Origin of the sequence: Pragia fontium DSM 5563 = ATCC 49100, from assembly GCF_900112475.1 — a bacterium.
Taxonomy (GTDB): Bacteria; Pseudomonadota; Gammaproteobacteria; order Enterobacterales; family Enterobacteriaceae; genus Pragia; species Pragia fontium.
This window is the reverse complement of the sequence record NZ_FOLW01000002.1, coordinates 128,526-146,501: the sequence shown is the minus strand read 5'-3', so window position 1 is coordinate 146,501 and position 17,976 is coordinate 128,526. Positions and strand designations below refer to the sequence as shown.

General features: G+C 46.3%; 18 protein-coding genes. 7 read left to right on the top strand and 11 right to left on the bottom strand.

Going from position 1 to position 17,976, the window contains the following annotated elements; all coding sequences use genetic code 11:
• The first annotated feature begins 162 nt into the window (after positions 1-162).
• The 4 genes from BMZ28_RS03755 to ybaL all read left to right on the top strand — a co-directional run bounded on the left by BMZ28_RS03755 (position 163) and on the right by ybaL (position 4,935).
• Positions 163-999: a TraB/GumN family protein gene (locus tag BMZ28_RS03755; RefSeq protein ID WP_074820789.1), complete on the top strand. Its 837-nt coding sequence runs from the start codon at positions 163-165 to the stop codon at positions 997-999.
• A gap of 26 nt (positions 1,000-1,025) precedes the next feature.
• Positions 1,026-1,511, top strand: a complete 486-nt coding sequence (gene ybaK, locus BMZ28_RS03750) for a Cys-tRNA(Pro)/Cys-tRNA(Cys) deacylase YbaK (RefSeq protein ID WP_074820787.1) — start codon at positions 1,026-1,028, stop codon at positions 1,509-1,511.
• Between the two features lie 287 nt (positions 1,512-1,798).
• Entirely contained in the window at positions 1,799-3,019 is a 1,221-nt protein-coding gene (locus BMZ28_RS03745; RefSeq protein ID WP_047780457.1) for an MFS transporter, read from the top strand.
• A 221-nt stretch (positions 3,020-3,240) separates the two neighbouring features.
• Complete coding sequence (gene ybaL, locus BMZ28_RS03740) at positions 3,241-4,935, top strand: YbaL family putative K(+) efflux transporter (protein WP_074820784.1); 1,695 nt, start codon at positions 3,241-3,243, stop codon at positions 4,933-4,935.
• Between the two features lie 76 nt (positions 4,936-5,011).
• Here ybaL and hemH read toward each other — a convergent pair whose 3' ends face one another.
• From hemH to BMZ28_RS03700, 8 genes are all read right to left on the bottom strand, one after another.
• Positions 5,012-5,971: a ferrochelatase gene (gene hemH, locus BMZ28_RS03735; RefSeq protein ID WP_074820782.1), complete on the bottom strand. Its 960-nt coding sequence runs from the start codon at positions 5,969-5,971 to the stop codon at positions 5,012-5,014.
• Positions 5,972-6,415: 444 nt separating this feature from the next.
• Positions 6,416-7,060, bottom strand: coding sequence for an adenylate kinase (gene adk, locus BMZ28_RS03730; protein WP_047780454.1), 645 nt, complete (start codon positions 7,058-7,060; stop codon positions 6,416-6,418).
• A gap of 258 nt (positions 7,061-7,318) precedes the next feature.
• Positions 7,319-9,196, bottom strand: coding sequence for a molecular chaperone HtpG (htpG, locus tag BMZ28_RS03725; protein WP_074821486.1), 1,878 nt, complete (start codon positions 9,194-9,196; stop codon positions 7,319-7,321).
• Positions 9,197-9,619: 423 nt separating this feature from the next.
• On the bottom strand, positions 9,620-10,225 hold the full coding sequence (gene recR, locus BMZ28_RS03720) for a recombination mediator RecR (RefSeq protein ID WP_047780453.1): 606 nt from the start codon (positions 10,223-10,225) through the stop codon (positions 9,620-9,622).
• Positions 10,225-10,554: a YbaB/EbfC family nucleoid-associated protein gene (locus tag BMZ28_RS03715; protein WP_047780452.1), complete on the bottom strand. Its 330-nt coding sequence runs from the start codon at positions 10,552-10,554 to the stop codon at positions 10,225-10,227. The genes recR and BMZ28_RS03715 overlap by 1 nt, the downstream gene beginning before the upstream one ends.
• Positions 10,555-10,626: 72 nt before the next feature.
• On the bottom strand, positions 10,627-12,615 hold the full coding sequence (gene dnaX, locus BMZ28_RS03710; RefSeq protein WP_074820780.1) for a DNA polymerase III subunit gamma/tau: 1,989 nt from the start codon (positions 12,613-12,615) through the stop codon (positions 10,627-10,629).
• Between the two features lie 76 nt (positions 12,616-12,691).
• Positions 12,692-13,243 carry an adenine phosphoribosyltransferase gene (apt, locus tag BMZ28_RS03705; protein ID WP_047780450.1) on the bottom strand — a complete coding sequence of 184 codons (552 nt, stop codon included), beginning with the start codon at positions 13,241-13,243 and terminating at the stop codon, positions 12,692-12,694.
• A 152-nt stretch (positions 13,244-13,395) separates the two neighbouring features.
• Positions 13,396-13,776: a DUF454 family protein gene (locus tag BMZ28_RS03700; protein ID WP_074820776.1), complete on the bottom strand. Its 381-nt coding sequence runs from the start codon at positions 13,774-13,776 to the stop codon at positions 13,396-13,398.
• 200 nt (positions 13,777-13,976) lie between these two features.
• Between BMZ28_RS03700 and priC the strand changes: the two genes are divergently transcribed.
• Together priC and BMZ28_RS03685 are read left to right on the top strand one after the other, a co-directional pair.
• Entirely contained in the window at positions 13,977-14,513 is a 537-nt protein-coding gene (gene priC, locus BMZ28_RS03695; protein ID WP_047780448.1) for a primosomal replication protein PriC, read from the top strand.
• Between the two features lie 338 nt (positions 14,514-14,851).
• Positions 14,852-15,013, top strand: a complete 162-nt coding sequence (locus BMZ28_RS03685; protein WP_047780447.1) for a DUF2496 domain-containing protein — start codon at positions 14,852-14,854, stop codon at positions 15,011-15,013.
• 1 nt (position 15,014) lies between these two features.
• Here BMZ28_RS03685 and BMZ28_RS03680 read toward each other — a convergent pair whose 3' ends face one another.
• From BMZ28_RS03680 to acrR, 3 genes are read right to left on the bottom strand one after another with little or no spacing between them, the layout of a single operon-like run.
• Positions 15,015-15,560, bottom strand: coding sequence for a hypothetical protein (locus tag BMZ28_RS03680; RefSeq protein ID WP_126467201.1), 546 nt, complete (start codon positions 15,558-15,560; stop codon positions 15,015-15,017).
• A gap of 35 nt (positions 15,561-15,595) precedes the next feature.
• Positions 15,596-15,949: a DsrE/DsrF/TusD sulfur relay family protein gene (locus BMZ28_RS03675; RefSeq protein WP_047780445.1), complete on the bottom strand. Its 354-nt coding sequence runs from the start codon at positions 15,947-15,949 to the stop codon at positions 15,596-15,598.
• A 2-nt stretch (positions 15,950-15,951) separates the two neighbouring features.
• Positions 15,952-16,629 (bottom strand): multidrug efflux transporter transcriptional repressor AcrR, encoded by a 678-nt coding sequence (acrR, locus tag BMZ28_RS03670; RefSeq protein ID WP_074820769.1) that lies wholly within the window; start codon positions 16,627-16,629, stop codon positions 15,952-15,954.
• Positions 16,630-16,780: 151 nt separating this feature from the next.
• Between acrR and BMZ28_RS03665 the strand changes: the two genes are divergently transcribed.
• A complete protein-coding gene (locus tag BMZ28_RS03665; RefSeq protein ID WP_074820766.1) occupies positions 16,781-17,968 on the top strand; it encodes an efflux RND transporter periplasmic adaptor subunit in 1,188 nt (395 codons plus the stop codon).
• Positions 17,969-17,976 lie beyond the last annotated feature (8 nt).

Here is a 17,976-nt window from a genome sequence, read left to right as displayed (position 1 = left end):
CACCAACGTCCAGCCTCTGAGCTGGACGTTTTCCCTCTCTCAGCTGTCGGCTAAATTCCAGCGCTCAATAAAAAGATATCACCATTTAGTTCACCTCATCAATTTGACTCTGTTCAATTTAACGGCGATTATTCCAACATCCCCCTCACTTACCGGAGTCTCATGAGCAATATACTCAAAAAACTCGCTATTTTTCTGGGATTCGCCCCTCCCTTAGTCTGCGCCTATCCGGCCTATGATTTTGTTACCGAAAACGGTAGCCAGTTGCATTTGGTCGGCAGTATTCATATGGGTACCCGAGAGATGGCGCCCTTCTCTGCCGATCTGCTTAAACGCCTGAAAAAAGCCGATGCACTGATTGTAGAGGTGGATATTTCCAAACCTGTTTCCTTTGAAACCCCGGATAACTTACCCGATATTTCTCAGCGGCTCACCACAGAGGAATACCAACAGCTTATTCAACGTTTGGATGAACTGGGATTAGATATTGACACCATCGCAACGAAACCCGGCTGGCACGCTGCGTTAGTGTTACAGGCAACGCAAGCCAATATAGCTGGCCTGAAAAGCGAATATGGCATTGATTACCAAGTATTACAGGCAGCCAATAAAGCCGCTGTTCCCATTATCGAACTGGAAGGCGCCGATAAACAAATCGCTTTGCTACAACAAATACCCGATAACGGCATTCCCCTGCTCAAAGATTCACTGGAACACTGGCAAGACAACGACCGGTTATTAAAAATCATGGTGAAATGGTGGCTAAGTCAGCGGCCTATAGAAAGAAACCTAACGCTTCCTTATGGCATGAGCGGTGACCTTTATCAGTTGATGATCGCTAATCGTAATCGCCTTTGGGCAACCCAGTTACAGGCTTTACCGAAAGGTAACTATGTGGTGGTTGTCGGTGCACTTCACCTGTTTGGCGAAAGCAATCTCCTCGAATTACTGAAAGAAAATCAAGCAACAACGCGTTATGATAATGGAATAATACAATAACAATTATCGATTTAAAGGTACTCGCTATGACGCCGGCAGTCAGACTGTTAAAACAACAAAAAGTAGACTATGTTCTGCACGCTTATGACCACGATCCTCATGAGACAAATTTTGGTGATGAAGCCGTTAAAAAACTGGGATTTGAAGCCGAACGTGTTTATAAAACCTTGCTGGTAAGTATTAATGGCGACAGTAAACATTTAGCGGTAGCGATCGTACCGGTTGCCAGTATGCTGGACTTAAAGAAAATGGCTAAAGCCCTGTCAGCCAAAAAAGTAGACATGGCCGATCCTATGCTGGCCCAACGAGTTACCGGTTATCTGGTTGGCGGTATTAGCCCACTGGGACAGAAAAAAAAGTTGCCGACGGTGATTGATGCCGGTGCAGAAGGTTTTACAACCATGTATGTCTCCGGTGGTAAACGCGGACTGGATATCGAACTGAATCCGGCCGACCTGTGCCGTTTGACCTCCGCAACGTTTGCCCCGATAGCGACAGAAAAGAACCATTAAAACTCTTGTCATCAGCCGGAAATAAAACAGAGCCTAGGTCTTCGTTAGGTTAATTAGCTAGCTGAGACCTAGATAAAAGACCCGATCAGATATAATTCATTAACCCCCTAATGGTGATTTAATACACACAATAATGCTTTTATTATCAACAAATGCCACGCTATACTGAATTAACACCTGATTAACATTTAAGACAGCAGACCAATGCCTTTTCTACCGTTGTCCGTTGCATGTTTGATTAGGTATACGCGCCAAAACCCAAAACTTTACTGATAAAAACAATTATTATGACTAATCAAACCAGCAATAGCAGCGCTCTGCCATCCGTTGCCAATAATTCGCGCAAAACCTCATTTCGCATTTTAGGTGCAATTAGCGTTTCTCATATGCTCAATGATATGACCCAGTCGCTAATTATTGCCATTTACCCGATGTTGCAGGGTGAATTTTCCCTCAGCTTTGGTCAAATAGGTTTGATTACCCTGACCTATCAGCTAACCGCGTCACTGCTACAGCCGCTTATTGGGTTGTATACCGATAAACATCCGAAACCGTTTTCATTGCCGATCGGTATGGGCTTTACCCTAGTTGGTCTGATATTGCTGGCTTATGCGTCCAGTTTTCATATGGTCTTGCTGGCGGCGGCGTTAGTCGGCACCGGTTCTTCCGTATTCCATCCTGAATCCTCCCGGGTTGCTCGTATGGCATCCGGTGGTCGCCACGGTATGGCGCAGTCTATCTTTCAGGTTGGCGGTAACTTAGGTTCCTCTCTGGGCCCCTTGCTCGCTGCGGCTTTTATTGCCCCTTACGGTAAAGGCACCCTAACCTGGTTTGCTGTCGCTCCGTTACTGGCTATTGTGGTATTACTGCAGGTTGGCCGTTGGTATCAAGCACAACAGCGCAGTAATAGCGGTAAGGTTTTCAAGCCATCGACCGTTCAACGTTTACCCAACAAGACGGTGGCTTTCTCGCTATTTATTTTATTAACGCTGATTTTTTCCAAATACTTCTATCTGGCCAGCATTAGTAGCTATTACACCTTTTATCTGATGCATAAGTTTGGTATTACCCTGCAAAATGCTCAGGTTCACCTGTTTGTATTTCTATTTGCAGTTGCAGCCGGAACCATCATTGGCGGGCCAGTGGGGGATAAAATTGGGCGTAAATATGTTATTTGGGCCTCTATACTTGGCGCAGCTCCTTTCACGCTTATTTTACCCTACGCATCGCTCTATTGGACCGGTATTTTGACGGTGATCATTGGTCTTATCATGGCTTCGGCATTTTCGGCCATTTTAGTCTACGCCCAAGAGCTTATTCCGGGAAAAATCGGTATGGTTTCTGGATTATTCTTTGGACTCTCCTTTGGCATGGGTGGGCTAGGTGCCGCGGCGTTAGGCTATGTTGCTGACCATACTAGCATCGAGACGGTTTACCATATATGCGCTTTCCTTCCTCTACTGGGTATTCTTACCGCTCTATTGCCAAATATTGAACACAAAAGGTAAATAACTCACGCTTCCGACAGAGGAAAAGATATTTCCCCTGCCGGAAAAGCCTTGCAGAGCGTGATGATATGAAACTAATCTTATAAAAATGCAGCTCTTAAATCGATTCAGTAAGAAATCATCACTTATTTTCAAAAATAGCAAATTTTTCCAAGCAAAAATGTTGTAAATACCATAAAATTAAAACGTCCCCTGTCCACCCCCAACAAGAAGGAACGTTGATGGAGCATTCTACACCACTGATTACCACTATCGCCGGAGGCTTAGTTCTGGCCTTTATTTTCGGCCTGATCGCCAATCGCCTACGTATTTCACCACTGGTAGGATATCTGATTGCCGGTATCGTGGCAGGTAAACACACTCCAGGATTTGTCGCTGATGAGGTACTGGCCAACCAATTAGCTGAAGTCGGCGTTATTCTGTTGATGTTTGGTGTAGGTCTTCATTTCTCCCTTAAAGATCTTCTCTCGGTAAAAAAAATCGCCATTCCCGGCGCCATCACCCAGATAGCCGTCGCAACGCTTCTCGGTATGGGTTTGGCCTATGGACTGGGTTGGGATCTGATTAACGGTATTGTCTTTGGATTATGTCTTTCTACCGCAAGTACCGTGGTGTTACTACGTGCGTTAGAAGAGCGTCAACTGATTGAAAGCCAACGCGGTAAAATTGCCATTGGCTGGCTGATTGTTGAAGATTTAGTGATGGTGCTGGCGCTGGTCTTATTACCGGCCATTACCGGAATTATACAGCAGGGCCATAGCGATTTTGCTAGCCTGGCCATCTCGCTGGGTATTACGCTGGGTAAAGTAGTTGCCTTTATCGTCCTGATGATTGTGGTCGGTCGTCGGGTCGTACCGTGGTTGCTGGCTAAAAGCGCCAGTACCGGCTCCAATGAACTGTTTACCCTGTCAGTGCTGGCTATTGCTATGGGTATCGCCTACGGCTCTGTACAGCTATTTGGCGCCTCATTTGCCCTTGGCGCATTCTTCGCCGGTATGGTGCTAAACGAATCTGAACTCAGCCATCGCGCCGCGCAAAATACCCTACCGCTACGAGATGCATTTGCCGTTCTGTTCTTTGTCTCGGTCGGAATGCTGTTTGAGCCAATGACGCTACTGGAGCAACCGCTGGCTGTCATGGCGACGCTGGTGATTATCGTTCTTGGTAAATCCATTGCTGCATTCTTGATTGTGCGCCTGTTTGGCCACTCCAAGCGTACGGCCTTAACCATCTCTGCCAGTTTGGCGCAAATCGGTGAATTTGCCTTTATCTTGGCCACCATGGGAATAGCCTTAGGGGTAATGGATAAAGAAGGTCAGAGTCTGATTCTGGCTGGTGCTATCCTGTCTATTCTACTGAACCCACTAGTATTTAACCTCATTGGTAAATACCTGAATAAAACCGAAACCATTGAAGATCAAATTATTGAAGAAGTGGTAGAAGAAGAAGTGGCTCAGGTACCTGTAGATATGTGTAATCACGTTATTCTGGTTGGCTATGGCCGCGTAGGTAGCATCCTTGGCAGCCGTCTTCACGATCGGGATATTCCTTTAGTGGTAGTAGAAAACTCACTATCACGAGTCGAAATGCTGCGTGAGCGGGATATCAGCACCGTGTTGGGGAATGCCGGTAACCATGAAATGATGTCGTTAGCCCGGCTGGATTGTGCTCGCTGCCTGTTAGTTACCACGCCAAACGGCTATGAGGCCGGTGAAATTGTTGCCTACGCCCGCGCACAAAGACCAGACCTGATGATTATTGCCCGAGCTCACTACGATGATGAGGTGGAGTATATCTCTGAACGTGGAGCAAACCATGTCATTATGGGCGAGAGAGAAATTGCCCAAAGTATGCTGGAAGAGCTGCATCTGGATATGTCGTTAAATCCGAATAAAGCAGAAGGCTGCCCGATTTAATCACCAATGTCCTCGATGTATTTTCAGGCCCGTTATTCACTCCATCAGGAAGCTGAATAACGGGCCTGACGTTTATTTATTTTCCCGTGACCAACGCCTGCAGTAAATCAATATGAGCCGGACTATCATTTAACGCCGGAATATAACGATAAGATTCACCGCCCTGCGCCATAAAGAACTCACGGTTTTGCTTATCAATTTCTTCAATGGTTTCCAGACAATCAGCGGAAAATCCCGGACAAATCACCTGTACTCGCTTCACGCCCTGAGCAGGTAATGCCTTCAACGTTTCATCGGTATAAGGCTGTAGCCACGCTTCACGACCAAAGCGCGATTGGTAAGTCATTTTATACTGAGATTCACTTAATCCTAACGCAGCCACAACCGCCTGTGTGGTTGCCTCACAGCGCAGTGGGTAATCATCCCCTTCATTCGCATAGCGCTGCGGAATACCGTGATAGGAAAACAGTAACAGATCCGGCTGACCGTGCTGCACGAAAGAAGCCTTAATTGACTGGGCTAGCGCAGCAATATATTGAGGGTGTTGCGCGTAATCACGAATAAAAACCACTTCTGGTAAATCACGGCGTTTTTTAAACTCGGCGGAAAGCGCATCCCAGGCCGCCCCCGTTGTCGAACAAGAGTATTGGGGGTACATCGGTAATACCACCAAACGCTGCACATTCTGGCGCTGTAAACGTTCTAACGCCTGATTAACCGATGGTGAACCATAGGTCATGGCCAATTCCACCGGTGTATCCGGTAAGCGCGCAGCCAAAGCCTGTTGCTGTTTACGGCTATAAACCAATAAAGGAGACCCCTCGTCAGTCCACACTTCCTGATACAGCTTAGCCACTTTTGGTGAGCGGCTCGGCAAGATAATCCAGTGCAGCAACGGACACCAAATAAATCGATTGGTATCCACCACCCGGCGATCGTGTAAAAACTGGGCAAGATAACGCTTAACCGCCTTCGCCGTCGGCGCATCAGGAGTACCTAAGTTAACGAGCAGGATTCCGGTTTTAAGTTGAGACATGGTTTTCTAACTGCCTGTGCAAGGTATTAAAAACAATTGGCGCTATCTTATCAGTAGAAGAGGAAGCTGCCTACATGGCCTATTGCAGACAGCGTCTAACCTTGTTTTCAAGCCACCTATACAGCGGTTCAAAAGGCCATACTCTTGATATTCAGCAACTATAGCTTCTAAGCCACCTATGCGGCGGTTAACTGATGGGCGCAGGGCTAAGGTTGATGATGAGCTTTCTAAGCCGCCTATACGGCGGTTAACTAGAACAATAACCCACTATGCTACTGTTGTTAATCATTTTATTGACCCCAGTAGCTTATATACCCTTTTTGAGTCAATTTTTTATGGCATTAACAATCAACAAGTTATATACGGCTGATAAAAAAGGGTTATCCAGAAACAATCAAGGCGACCCTAAGGTCGCCTTGTTTAGCAAATTATAGTACCGCTCGTTTAGCCAAGAATTTTAGCTAATTCATCACTGACTTCAGATACTTTACGAGTACCGTTCAGTTTGAAGTACTTGGTATTGCCGCTTTTCGCTTCTGCGCTGTAATAATCAACCAGAGGCTTGGTTAACGCATGGTATTCAACCAGACGCTTACGAACCGTGTCTTCCTGATCGTCTTTACGAATAGTTAACTCTTCGCCGGTCACATCATCTTTACCTTCAACCTTTGGTGGGTTGAATTTAATGTGATACACGCGGCCAGATGCAGCATGCACTCGACGACCAACGATACGTTCAACAATAATCTCATCGGGAACATCAAACTCGAGCACGTAATCCACCTGAATACCGGCATCTTTCATTGCATCGGCCTGTGGAATGGTACGTGGGAAACCATCGAGTAAGAATCCGTTACCACAATCCGGCTGAGTGATACGTTCTTTCACCAAAGCGATAACCAATTCATCGGTCACCAATTTACCGGCGTCCATAAGTTCCTTTGCTTGCTTACCCAGTTCAGAGCCCGCTTTTACCGCTGCACGCAGCATGTCTCCGGTAGAGATTTGCGGTATACCGTACTTCTCCATGATGAATTGAGCTTGAGTGCCTTTACCGGCGCCGGGAGCGCCAAGCAGAATGATACGCATCGCGTAAATCCCCTAGAAATTTAGCTTTTATATTAAATTGATGGAAAACCAACGAACCTTATCACCCTACGCCATGATGCTCAAGGGGTAGATAACGATAGCCTCAGTAACACCACTCATAAAAAATCGACCTAACAGTTTGAAATTAATTGCTATTCATCTATCAATAAGGTGTTTGAGCGCGGGTTCAATCAATTAAGGAATCTGAAATAAATGAGCCGACATGGCTAGTCGGCTCATTCAGACTGTATATCGGTGTTATTTTAACAGTAGCTGGTTCATCCGACGAATAAAGCTGTTTGGATCGTCCAAACTGCCTTTTTCCGCCAATAGAGCCTGATCCAGCAACAGTTCAATCCATTCACCAAATGTTGCATCATCGCTAACATCAGCAGCACGCTTCACTAATGCGTGATCAGGATTCAACTCAAAAATATACTTCACTTCCGGCGCTTTCTGGCCAGCAGCGGCAAACAACTTCGCCATTTGCGTAGTCATTTCATCAGTGTCAGTCGTCACTACCGCAGGCGTATCCGTCAGACGATGAGTCAAACGTACTTCTTTTACTCGCTCGCCCAGGAAAGCCTTGGTGCGCTCAACAAAAGGCTCCAGCTCTTTCTCTGCCTGCTTTTGCTCTTCACTTTCTGCATCAGCCAGCTTATCCAGCGCTTCATCAGCTTTGCTAACCGACTGGAATGACTTACCGTCAAACTCAGTCAGATAGCTCATCATCCACTCATCAATGCGATCGGACAGCAGCAGAACCTCAATACCTTTCTTACGGAACAGTTCCAGATGAGGACTATTCTTCGCTGCAGCATAGCTATCAGCCGTAATGTAGTAAATCTTGTCCTGTCCTTCCTGCAAGCGGCTGATATAGTCCGCCAGAGAAACCGTCTGAGCATCACTCTCGTTATGGGTTGATGCAAAACGCAGCAAGCTAGCGATGGTTTCAATGTTAGCACCATCTTCTGCCGGGCCTTCTTTTAACACCAGACCGAACTGTTGCCAAAACTGCTGGTATTTATCAGCATCGTTTTTAGCCAGTTTTTCCAGCATCTGTAATACTCGTTTAGTACAGGCATTACGCAAACTTTGGGTAATACGATTATCCTGTAGGATTTCACGAGATACGTTCAATGGCAGATCGTTGGAATCAATCAACCCACGTACGAAACGCAGATAGTTTGGCATGAACTGTTCTGCATCATCCATAATGAATACGCGCTGCACATACAGCTTCAGGCCGTGTTTATGGTCACGGTTCCACAGATCCCATGGCGCCTGTGAAGGAATATATAGCAGGCTGGTATATTCTTGCTTACCTTCTACTCGGTTATGGCTCCACGCCAAAGGATCGCTGAAGTCATGAGAAACGTGCTTATAGAATTCGTTATATTCTTCATCCGCAATTTCTGACTTATTACGCGTCCAAAGCGCCTGAGCCTTGTTGATTTTTTCCCAACGCAGCTGCGGCTCTTCACCCTCTTTCTCTTCTTTAACCTGAATTTCTACCGGTAAAGCAATATGATCGGAGTATTTACCAATGACCGACCGAACGCGCCAGTCATCCAAAAATTCATCTTCACCTTCACGCAGATGCAGGGTAATTTCAGTACCACGTTGTGGTTTGCTGATATCAGCAATGGTGTATTCACCTTCACCAGCTGATTCCCAGAATACCGCTTCATCTTCTGCGGCACCTGCTGCGCGGGTGCGTACGCTGACTTTATCCGCCACAATGAAGGCTGAATAAAAACCAACGCCAAATTGGCCGATCAACTGGCTATCTTTAGCCTGATCGCTACCCATCGACTCAAGGAAAGCTTTGGTGCCTGATTTAGCAATGGTCCCCAGATTATCAATCACTTCATCACGGGTCATACCAATGCCGTTATCACTCAGGGTCAAGGTACGTTTTTCTTTATCGATTGACACGCGAACGCCAAGTTCACCGTCACCCTGATATAAATCAGAATTAGATAATGCGCGAAAACGCAGTTTATCTGCCGCATCGGAGGCGTTAGATATTAGCTCACGCAAAAAGATTTCTTTGTTGGAATAGAGAGAATGGATCATCAAATGCAAAAGCTGTTTAACTTCTGATTGGAATCCTCTGGTTTCTTGACCTTTCATACTCATTGCTTACCTCAATATCTTGATTTCATGTAGGCAGTTTAGGGTGTGCAGCGCACAAAGACTGAATGGTTAACAGATGGGGATTAACCTGAAGCTTTTCAAGTCTATAAAAATTCAGATGAGCGAAAAAAACCTAATAAGTATTGAAAATCGGCGAAAAACTGATTTTTAGCGATGAAAAATGGCGAGAATATTAATGTAATGTTAGTCAGTTAAGTTTAATGACGGGGAAAGTTTCGTCCACTATCAATGCAGAGAATAAATCAACGTTAGCGCACGTGGCCGAGCAGAGGCACTAGGGCGAGCGCCACGTCCAGCATGAATGCTGGACGTGTTCCCTCACTCAGTTGTCGTCTGAATTCAAGCACTTAATAAAAAGGGCAAAAAAGAAAACTCACTCATGGAGTTTTCTTGACTGACTTAAAACTTTATCTGATGGCGCCCAGCCAAAGAGTGAGACAACGTCGTGCCATCCACCATCTCCAGTTCGCCACCGACGGGAACACCGTGGGCGATACGGCTGGCCATCACGCCGTACATGGCGCACATTTCAGCAATAAAGTTGGCGGTGGCATCCCCTTCTACCGTGGGGTTGGTGGCCAGAATCACTTCATTCATCTTTTCTGATGCCAAGCGTTCTTCCAGACGATCCAAACCGATATCGTTAGGGCCAATGCCATCCAACGGAGACAAATGCCCCATCAGAACGAAATATCTACCGGCAAATTGCCCGGTTTGCTCAATCGCATGGATGTCAGCCGGGCTTTCGACCACACAAATCTGACCGCTGCTCTGACGTCGTTGGTTACTACAGATAGTGCACACTTCTTCTTCGGTAAACGTTCGGCAGTCTCGGCAATGACCAATTTCAGACATTGCCCGAGTTAGCGACTGCGCTAAACGCATCCCACCACTGCGATCGCGCTGTAGCAGTTGAAATGCCATACGCTGTGCTGACTTTGGCCCGACACCGGGTAAACAGCGCAGCGCTTCCATCAGAGATTCAAGCAGAGGACTGGTTTGCATTAGAACGGCATCTTAAAGCCAGGAGGTAACTGCATACCGCCAGAAACCTGAGCCATTTTCTCTTTCTGAGTTTCTTCAACGCGGCGAGCTGCATCATTAAAGGCCGCAGCAATCAGGTCTTCCAACATCTCTTTATCGTCTTCCATCAGGCTAGGATCGATTTCAACTCGACGGCAGTTATGTGCACCGTTAACCGTGACTTTAACCATTCCAGCACCGGATTCACCAGTCACTTCCATTTTTGCAATCTCTTCCTGCATCTGCTGCATTTTTTCCTGCATCTGCTGAGCTTGCTTCATTAGGTTACCAATTCCACCTTTACCAAACATGGTTATCTCTCTCTTTGCTATAGAATAAAATGTTATCATTACCGTCATTCATCAAGGAATAACGGTAATCGCTTATACGGGTCTAATACTATCTTCATCCAGCTCGGCCTCAAAGTAACGGCAAAGCGTTTGAATATTGTTGTCCGAAGTTATCGATTCTCTGGCCTGCGCCAGCTTCTCTTCGTAAATAGCCTGACGCCACTCTAACGGCGTTTTCACCGATAGATCTTCATCTTCAACGACGGTAAGCGTAATCGGCTGCCCGGCATGTTCACTCATGGCATCAGTTAACACTTTCTGCGCTGATTCCGAGTTTAAATGGCGCTGAGACGGACGCAAATGTAAACAAACTTCATTATCTGACAATTGTTGTTTAAAAGCGTTCAATGCCAACTGCTGAACCAGCTTAGGCAACGGCAGTTGACTAATCTCCGCCGCCCAGGTGTCTCGGCTTAAAGACTCTTCCGCCAACTTAGCTGAAAGCTCCGGCGTTTTTTCATGCTCCAACGCTGAACGTAGCGCCTTCGGCGTAGCAACGGGTTCACTCACCGCTTCAAAATCGTTCTGGGCTTTCCAACGATAGCTCTCTTTCTTAGCCGGGGCTTGAGGCGCTTTCGCTGGCCGCGATCCCGCACTCTTTTCGGTTGCTGAAGCTAAACGCTCCAACACCGAAGATACCGGCTTCACTTTTGATGGCGTCGCCGGATCACTCTTTTTTGCGTCGGATGTCCCCTGTTGACGCCGCAACTGATTGCGCGCCTGTAACATCTGAGCCGTAGATTGTGACAAACCCTGAGTCATATCTTCATCAGCAGCTTTAGCACTTTGCTGACTAAGCGGGGGCACTACCGTTGGCTGAGGCTCAGAAACTGCTTGCTGTTGTTGAACCGGTGCAGCCGGTCTAACTCCTGCAGGTGCTGATAAGGCAGGTTGTGTGCTGGTTGGCTGCGGAGTGGGCGCTGGCGTATTCACCACCATTTTGGGATGAAAAGCCAGCGCCCGCAGCAAAGCCATTTCTACGCCCATACGCCGATCCGGCGCATAGGTTAATTCTTTACGACCAACTAACAGCGTTTGATAATAAAGCTGTAAGTCCTGCGGCGACATCTGTCTGGCCAAATCACGCATACGCTGTTCATTATGCTGTAATGGATCCAGTGCCGTCGGTAACAGTTGAACCATCGCCACCTGATGCAACAACGCCAACATTTCCACCAGCAAGGTTTCCCAGTCAACGCCCTTGGCGGCAACCTGACTCACCAGCGACATTAACGCTTCACCATTGGCGTGGGTTAATGCCTCAACCAAGGCCAGCGCATGTTCGTCATCCAAAGTTCCCAGCATCATACTGACGGAGTCTGTAGCAACAACCCCATCACCCATTGCTATCGCCTGATCGGTCAAGCTTAGGGCGTCGCGCATGCTGCCTTCAGCGGCACGAGCCAGTAATTGTAAAGCCCGAGGTTCAGACTGAATCTGTTCAGCCAGTAGAATCTTTTCCAACTGGCCTTTAATCTGATCGACATCTAGCGCTTTCAGATGAAATTGCAAACAGCGCGACAGAATAGTCACCGGCAGCTTCTGTGGATCGGTGGTCGCCAGCAAAAACTTCACATGTTCCGGCGGCTCTTCCAACGTTTTAAGCAATGCATTAAAACTGTGGCGGGAGAGCATGTGCACTTCATCGATAAGATAAACTTTAAAGCGACCGCGAGCCGGTGCATATTGCACGTTGTCCAGCAGTTCACGGGTATCTTCTACTTTCGTACGTGATGCGGCGTCAATCTCTAAAAGATCGACAAAGCGCCCGGCCTCGATTTCGAGACAGTTGCCGCACTTACCGCAGGGGGTAGCCGTAATGCCTGTTTCGCAGTTTAAACCTTTAGCCAATAATCGGGCTATCGAGGTTTTACCGACGCCTCGGGTTCCGGAAAACAGGTAAGCGTGATGGATCCGTCCCAAAGACAGACCATTAGAGATGGCGGTCAGAACATGTTCCTGACCGACAACGTCTGCAAAGCTTTGTGGGCGCCACTTACGGGCCAGAACTTGATAGCTCATTGGTACCAGAAAAGTCGGTTAAAAAAGTGGAGGCATCTTATCACAGCCAATGGTTCGCGACGATGTTTGTTCTGGATTAATGACCGTCAAACGAGACAAGGCTATAACATTCAATATTCTGAGAAGCCAAACGTGCACGCCCCCCAAGCTCTGGCAATTCAATGACAAAAGCAGCATCAGCCACATTTCCACCTAGACGGCGAATCAGTTTTGCCGTTGCTTCGATAGTCCCGCCAGTTGCCAATAGATCATCAATAACCAAAACCTTATCATTCTGGTTAATACTGTCAGTATGAATTTCTAATATGTCAGTACCGTATTCCAGATCGTAGGTTTCCTGTAAGGTTTCCCGTGGTAATTTACCTTTCTTACGTACTGGCACAAAGCCAATCCCTAAAGCCAGCGCAACCGGGGCGCCAAACAGAAAACCGCGCGCTTCAGTACCAACAACTTTGGTTATACCCTGATTCTTATAGCGCTCTACCATCAACTGGATAGAAGCAGAAAAAGCAGCCGGGTTTTCCAGTAATGTCGTGATATCACGAAAAAGAATGCCCGCTTTCGGGTAGTCTGGGATAGTAATGATACTATCTTTAATTAACTGTAGCTGCTGTTCTGTATTAGTCATAATGTGTACCTGATTAAACAACGGGTCTATTCCAAGACGCAGATGCCTGACGTTTATTCCTTTACGCAATAACGCGACGCCACCAGCGAAAAACGCTCAAATCTATGCAAAGCCCGCCAGAAATGCAACCGCTAGTTGTCACTATAAGTGAATTACTGTTTCTTTTGTTGCTGCGGATCAATAACCGGCAAACGTAACATAAAGATAAGTAAAATCAACAAAATGACCAGCAACAAAACCCTCACCCACAGCAGTGACACCAACCAGAGCGATAGGGAAAAAGTCAGAATAATCATAATAATGGCTTTGCTTTTCGCGCCTGGTGGTAAACCACGATAGGTTTGCCAATGACGCAAATAAGGACCAAACCATGAACGATATAGCAGCCAATCATGAAAACGCGGCGATGAACGGGCAAAACACCAGGCAGCCAACAGCAGAAACGGCGTCGTCGGCAAAATGGGCAATACCGCCCCCAGACAGGCTAATGCCATCGCTAACCATCCCAAAGCCAGAAGTAATAATCTATACATAGCAGCGCACACCGTTAAAGCTTATTGGTTAGTGTAATCAAAAAAAGTCCTGTGTGGCTAATAACGATAATCATTTAATGGTAGTCACACCGCAAAACGGACGTTGTCGTTTCTATTCGAACTCCGCCTGTTATAAGATGCACTGGCAAATAGCGCCGGAATGATTTTCCGTTGAGAATTTTACTTTATCAGGAACGCCCATGAACACTGGCGCTTTATTACAGGTTTTACAACAGCAGGTGCAACAGTTGGCGGAAAGCATAGCGAACACGCCAGCGACCGCAGCTATGCAACCGCGATTTGACAGCCAGCTGTTTAATCAGCGTGACTCTCGCCTGAGTCATTACCTGACTGAAGTAGAAAAAAATCTCATTCAGCTTAAACAGGAAGTAGAAAATCAACGCCAGCAGCAGGTGGCGTTTTTAGCTGAACGTATTGTGGCGCAAATTACCGCCCTACAGCGTGAATTAGCGACGCTCAAAATCCGTGAGCAAAATACCACGGTGGTGAAATCCAGCAGCGATATTTACCAGACGTTAGCCCAGCATCAGGACTACGAGCGTCGGTTACAAGAAATGCTACGCGACAAAGAACATCAGTTGATTCAACAAACCACCCTCACGGCTCAACAACAAATACAGAAAGAGCTGGCAGCGCTGGAAGGCCGTTTAATGCGCTGTCGACAGGCACTAAAAAGAATAGAGAAACAAATAGAACGTCGGGAAACTGGCATGTAACCAAGGCAAAAACAACGTTCAGTTATATAAGTTATATGTTTATGCATTTAACAAACGACTCAAAAAGTCATTCATCAATCATGACGGAACACCACCTAAAAATCAGGTCGTCAACCGAGATACGCTGTTTGCCTCCATTTCGGACGTCGATCATCTGGCCAATAGCCGTACGCTGGATCGGTATATTTCCAAATTACGTAAAATGATTGAGCTCAACCTGACTACACCGTATTGATTCGTCCTCTACATGGTGTCAATTATCGCTATCAAGAAGTGACCGTTATTCAATAAATCAGGTAATATGCCCTATTCAACATTATTCCACTAAGGTATTCATCATGGCACAAGAACAAGAACCGGTAGAAATCACATTGGCGGTTGATTTAATTTACCTGTTGGAGACCAGCGAAATCGATCCACGCACAGTATTAACCGCGTTGAAGATTGTAGAACGAGATTTTATTAAGAAAGTCGATGCATTGGATAATCCCCAGCAATAAACTATCTCGGCTCCTGTTGCCGTCGGCTCCCCGAAAATACGCCAACGGTAAACAGGCTGTAGGTTAGAAAAGCCATCAGCGGTAGCCAATAGGGTTGGCGTAAAAAGGCTTCGATCCAAAAGAAAGGCATCAACGCAACAAAAACAAAGTCGCTCTGCTGATGCCCCAAAATCTTATCCCCCGAGGCAAAAAATATCACGGCTCCAATACCCACAGTGTAAACAATCAATATCAAGAAAGGGATATAGCGCAGTCGTTGGTTGGTGGGTAATGCGGCATATTTACCATACAGATTTCCCATCATCAGCATGCCAAAACAGAAAACGGCTAAACAAAACCAAAGCGTCAGAGTTAATAACCCTTCACGGCTGACCATAAGATTGGAGTGAAAGGTTAAATCGCGGCTAAACCAACTGCTGGAATCAAAAAGAAGCAGGCAAAAAAACGCCAATATCTGACTGCACAGCGGTAACACAACTAACAACACAATCAGCATATGTATTAAGGTGCTAACTATCGATTTACCAACTCTTGATACATTCTTCATCAGCAGTCCCTGCGATTGTGGTGTAGGTTAACTAATCAGAAAGTCAGAACTTTATCCGCCGCCAAAGTCCACTGTGCCAACTCAACCAGCGTTCCTATCTCAACGCCGTCAATTAAAGGAAGCGTGCTGATTCCTCTGCCATCAGTGCAGGTCTTACAAAGTTTGACCACTACGTTCTGGGCAGTCAGAATTTCCAACATTTGCTGTAGGTTATAGCCTTCATGTGGTTTATGCCCACGAATTCCAGCGCTCACCGCGTCGGACATCAAAAAAACCTTCAGCTCGCAATCCGCAGATTGCTCTCTGATAGCAATCGATAACCGTAAGGCGTTAAACAGTAATTCACTGCCGTAGGGAGCACCATTTGCAATAACCAATACTTTTTGCATCTCTAATTTCCTATTGTTTGACTGACTTCCACTGACTGAACCTGACACGTTTTACGCATCATCAAACCATACTTTAGCAGTTCAATAAAAGCGTCAACCAAACGGGTGGCATCTGTCTCTAACGGATAAGCCTCTGGCATAAAAAGCCAGTTTTCTATCAAGCCACAAATATATGCCCGTAACGTAATCGCAGCAAGACGGATATCTAAATCTTTATCCAATTGCTTATATTCGATGCATAAGCGCAATATCTTTTCGATTCGCTCATAATTCTCAAGGTATAAAGATTGATGAATTTGTTGTAATGAGACTAAATCTCCGACAAACTCACATTTGTGAAATAGTATCCCTAGCAAAGTTCTGCGACGCGGGTCGGTAACCGTGGTTTGGAGAACATAGATCATCGTCTGACGTAAGGCTGACAGCGGTTCGGACGGGAATTGATTTCTGTATCGCAGCTCAACGTCATCAATGCTAGACTCTACTTGGGTCCACATTGCATTGAAAATATCGACTTTATTTTTAAAGTGCCAGTATATAGCACCCCGGGTAACACCTGCTGCCAGGGCTATATCATTGAGTGATGTGCTGGATACTCCCCTACGGGCAAATTCTTGCATTGCAGCATCGAGAATTTGCTGTCGAGTTTCCAGGGATGCTTGTTTAGTTTTACGACCCATAATTTTATGCTTTATGTGCGGTGCGTCTTGTAATGGCTTACATACATACATGAATGTTTGTATTATAGCACGCTAACATTTTGAAAAAACTGTGTAGTTACCAAAGTATTATCAATGACGGTAACTGATATTGAAAACTTGAGGTTGATCTATGAGTAGAAACAGAGGGGTTATGCCTCTGGCAGCGGTGCTAATGCTTTCAAGCGGTTTAGTACTCGTAGGATGCGATAATAAATCCAATGAAGGTGCCCAACGAGCAGCTCCAGAAGTTGAAGTTGTAACAGTTAAGACACAACCAGTCAATATCACTACAGAGCTCCCAGGAAGGACCTCAGCTTTTCGCATTGCGGAAGTTCGTCCACAGGTAAGCGGGATTGTACTTAAACGCCAGTTTGTTGAAGGCGGCATGATTGATGCCAATCAATCGCTGTATCAGATCGACCCGGCAACCTATCAGGCAACTTATGATAGTGCGGTAGCTGAGCTGTCAAAAGCACAGGCTAGTGCCAATATCATGAACCTGACGGTAAAACGTTATAAGCCACTGCTTGGTACTAACTTTATCAGCCGTCAGGATTACGATACAGCTGTCGCCAATGCCAGTCAGGCCAATGCCGGGGTTCAGGCGGCAAAAGCCGCAGTAGAAACTGCGCGGATTAATCTTGAATACACCAAAGTTCAATCGCCTATCAGCGGTCGAATTGGTAAATCTAACGTCACTGAAGGCGCACTGGTTAACGCGAATCAAGCAACTGCACTGGCGACAGTACAACAGCTTGATCCGATCTACGTTGATGTTACTCAGTCCAGTAATGATTACTTAAGCCTAAAGCAACAGTTAGCGAATGGTTCACTAAAGAAAGAGAGCAAGGCTGCTGTCACCCTGCTGCTCAACAACGGTATGGAATATCAACAAAAAGGTACATTAGAGTTTGAAGATGTCACCGTTGATGAAACGACCGGTTCTATTACTCTGCGTGCCGTTTTCCCTAACCCGAATAACGAGCTGCTGCCAGGTATGTTTGTCCGTGCTCGCGTTGAGCAAGGCATTAAACCTGACGCGATGCTGGTTCCTCAACAAGGGATTACGCGTAACCAACGCGGCGAAGCCACTACGCTGGTTGTTGATACAGACAATAAAGTTGAAGCTCGCATTATTGTCACAAATCAGTCAATTGGCAGTGACTGGCTGGTTACTGAAGGTCTGAAGCCGGGCGATCGCGTGATTGTTACTGGTTTACAGAAAGTCAGACCGGGCGCACCAGTTAATGCTAAAGAGTATGTAGAAAAATCTAAAGATGACGCATCTAACGCAGCAGCACCAGCGGCGAAATCATAAACGAGATT

What these genes read in the sequence shown, in the direction of transcription:
- BMZ28_RS03715 (WP_047780452.1), bottom strand. Translation starts at nt 10,554, where the DNA reads ATGTTTGGTAAAGGTGGAATTGGTAACCTAATGAAGCAAGCTCAGCAG.
- adk (WP_047780454.1), bottom strand. Translation starts at nt 7,060, where the DNA reads ATGCGTATCATTCTGCTTGGCGCTCCCGGCGCCGGTAAAGGCACTCAA.
- dnaX (WP_074820780.1), bottom strand. Translation starts at nt 12,615, where the DNA reads ATGAGCTATCAAGTTCTGGCCCGTAAGTGGCGCCCACAAAGCTTTGCA.
- ybaK (WP_074820787.1), top strand. Translation starts at nt 1,026, where the DNA reads ATGACGCCGGCAGTCAGACTGTTAAAACAACAAAAAGTAGACTATGTT.
- BMZ28_RS03675 (WP_047780445.1), bottom strand. Translation starts at nt 15,949, where the DNA reads ATGCAAAAAGTATTGGTTATTGCAAATGGTGCTCCCTACGGCAGTGAA.
- BMZ28_RS03665 (WP_074820766.1), top strand. Translation starts at nt 16,781, where the DNA reads ATGAGTAGAAACAGAGGGGTTATGCCTCTGGCAGCGGTGCTAATGCTT.
- htpG (WP_074821486.1), bottom strand. Translation starts at nt 9,196, where the DNA reads ATGAAAGGTCAAGAAACCAGAGGATTCCAATCAGAAGTTAAACAGCTT.
- hemH (WP_074820782.1), bottom strand. Translation starts at nt 5,971, where the DNA reads ATGTCTCAACTTAAAACCGGAATCCTGCTCGTTAACTTAGGTACTCCT.
- BMZ28_RS03700 (WP_074820776.1), bottom strand. Translation starts at nt 13,776, where the DNA reads ATGTATAGATTATTACTTCTGGCTTTGGGATGGTTAGCGATGGCATTA.
- acrR (WP_074820769.1), bottom strand. Translation starts at nt 16,629, where the DNA reads ATGGGTCGTAAAACTAAACAAGCATCCCTGGAAACTCGACAGCAAATT.
- recR (WP_047780453.1), bottom strand. Translation starts at nt 10,225, where the DNA reads ATGCAAACCAGTCCTCTGCTTGAATCTCTGATGGAAGCGCTGCGCTGT.
- BMZ28_RS03685 (WP_047780447.1), top strand. Translation starts at nt 14,852, where the DNA reads ATGGCACAAGAACAAGAACCGGTAGAAATCACATTGGCGGTTGATTTA.
- BMZ28_RS03680 (WP_126467201.1), bottom strand. Translation starts at nt 15,560, where the DNA reads ATGAAGAATGTATCAAGAGTTGGTAAATCGATAGTTAGCACCTTAATA.
- priC (WP_047780448.1), top strand. Translation starts at nt 13,977, where the DNA reads ATGAACACTGGCGCTTTATTACAGGTTTTACAACAGCAGGTGCAACAG.
- BMZ28_RS03755 (WP_074820789.1), top strand. Translation starts at nt 163, where the DNA reads ATGAGCAATATACTCAAAAAACTCGCTATTTTTCTGGGATTCGCCCCT.
- BMZ28_RS03745 (WP_047780457.1), top strand. Translation starts at nt 1,799, where the DNA reads ATGACTAATCAAACCAGCAATAGCAGCGCTCTGCCATCCGTTGCCAAT.
- ybaL (WP_074820784.1), top strand. Translation starts at nt 3,241, where the DNA reads ATGGAGCATTCTACACCACTGATTACCACTATCGCCGGAGGCTTAGTT.
- apt (WP_047780450.1), bottom strand. Translation starts at nt 13,243, where the DNA reads ATGACTAATACAGAACAGCAGCTACAGTTAATTAAAGATAGTATCATT.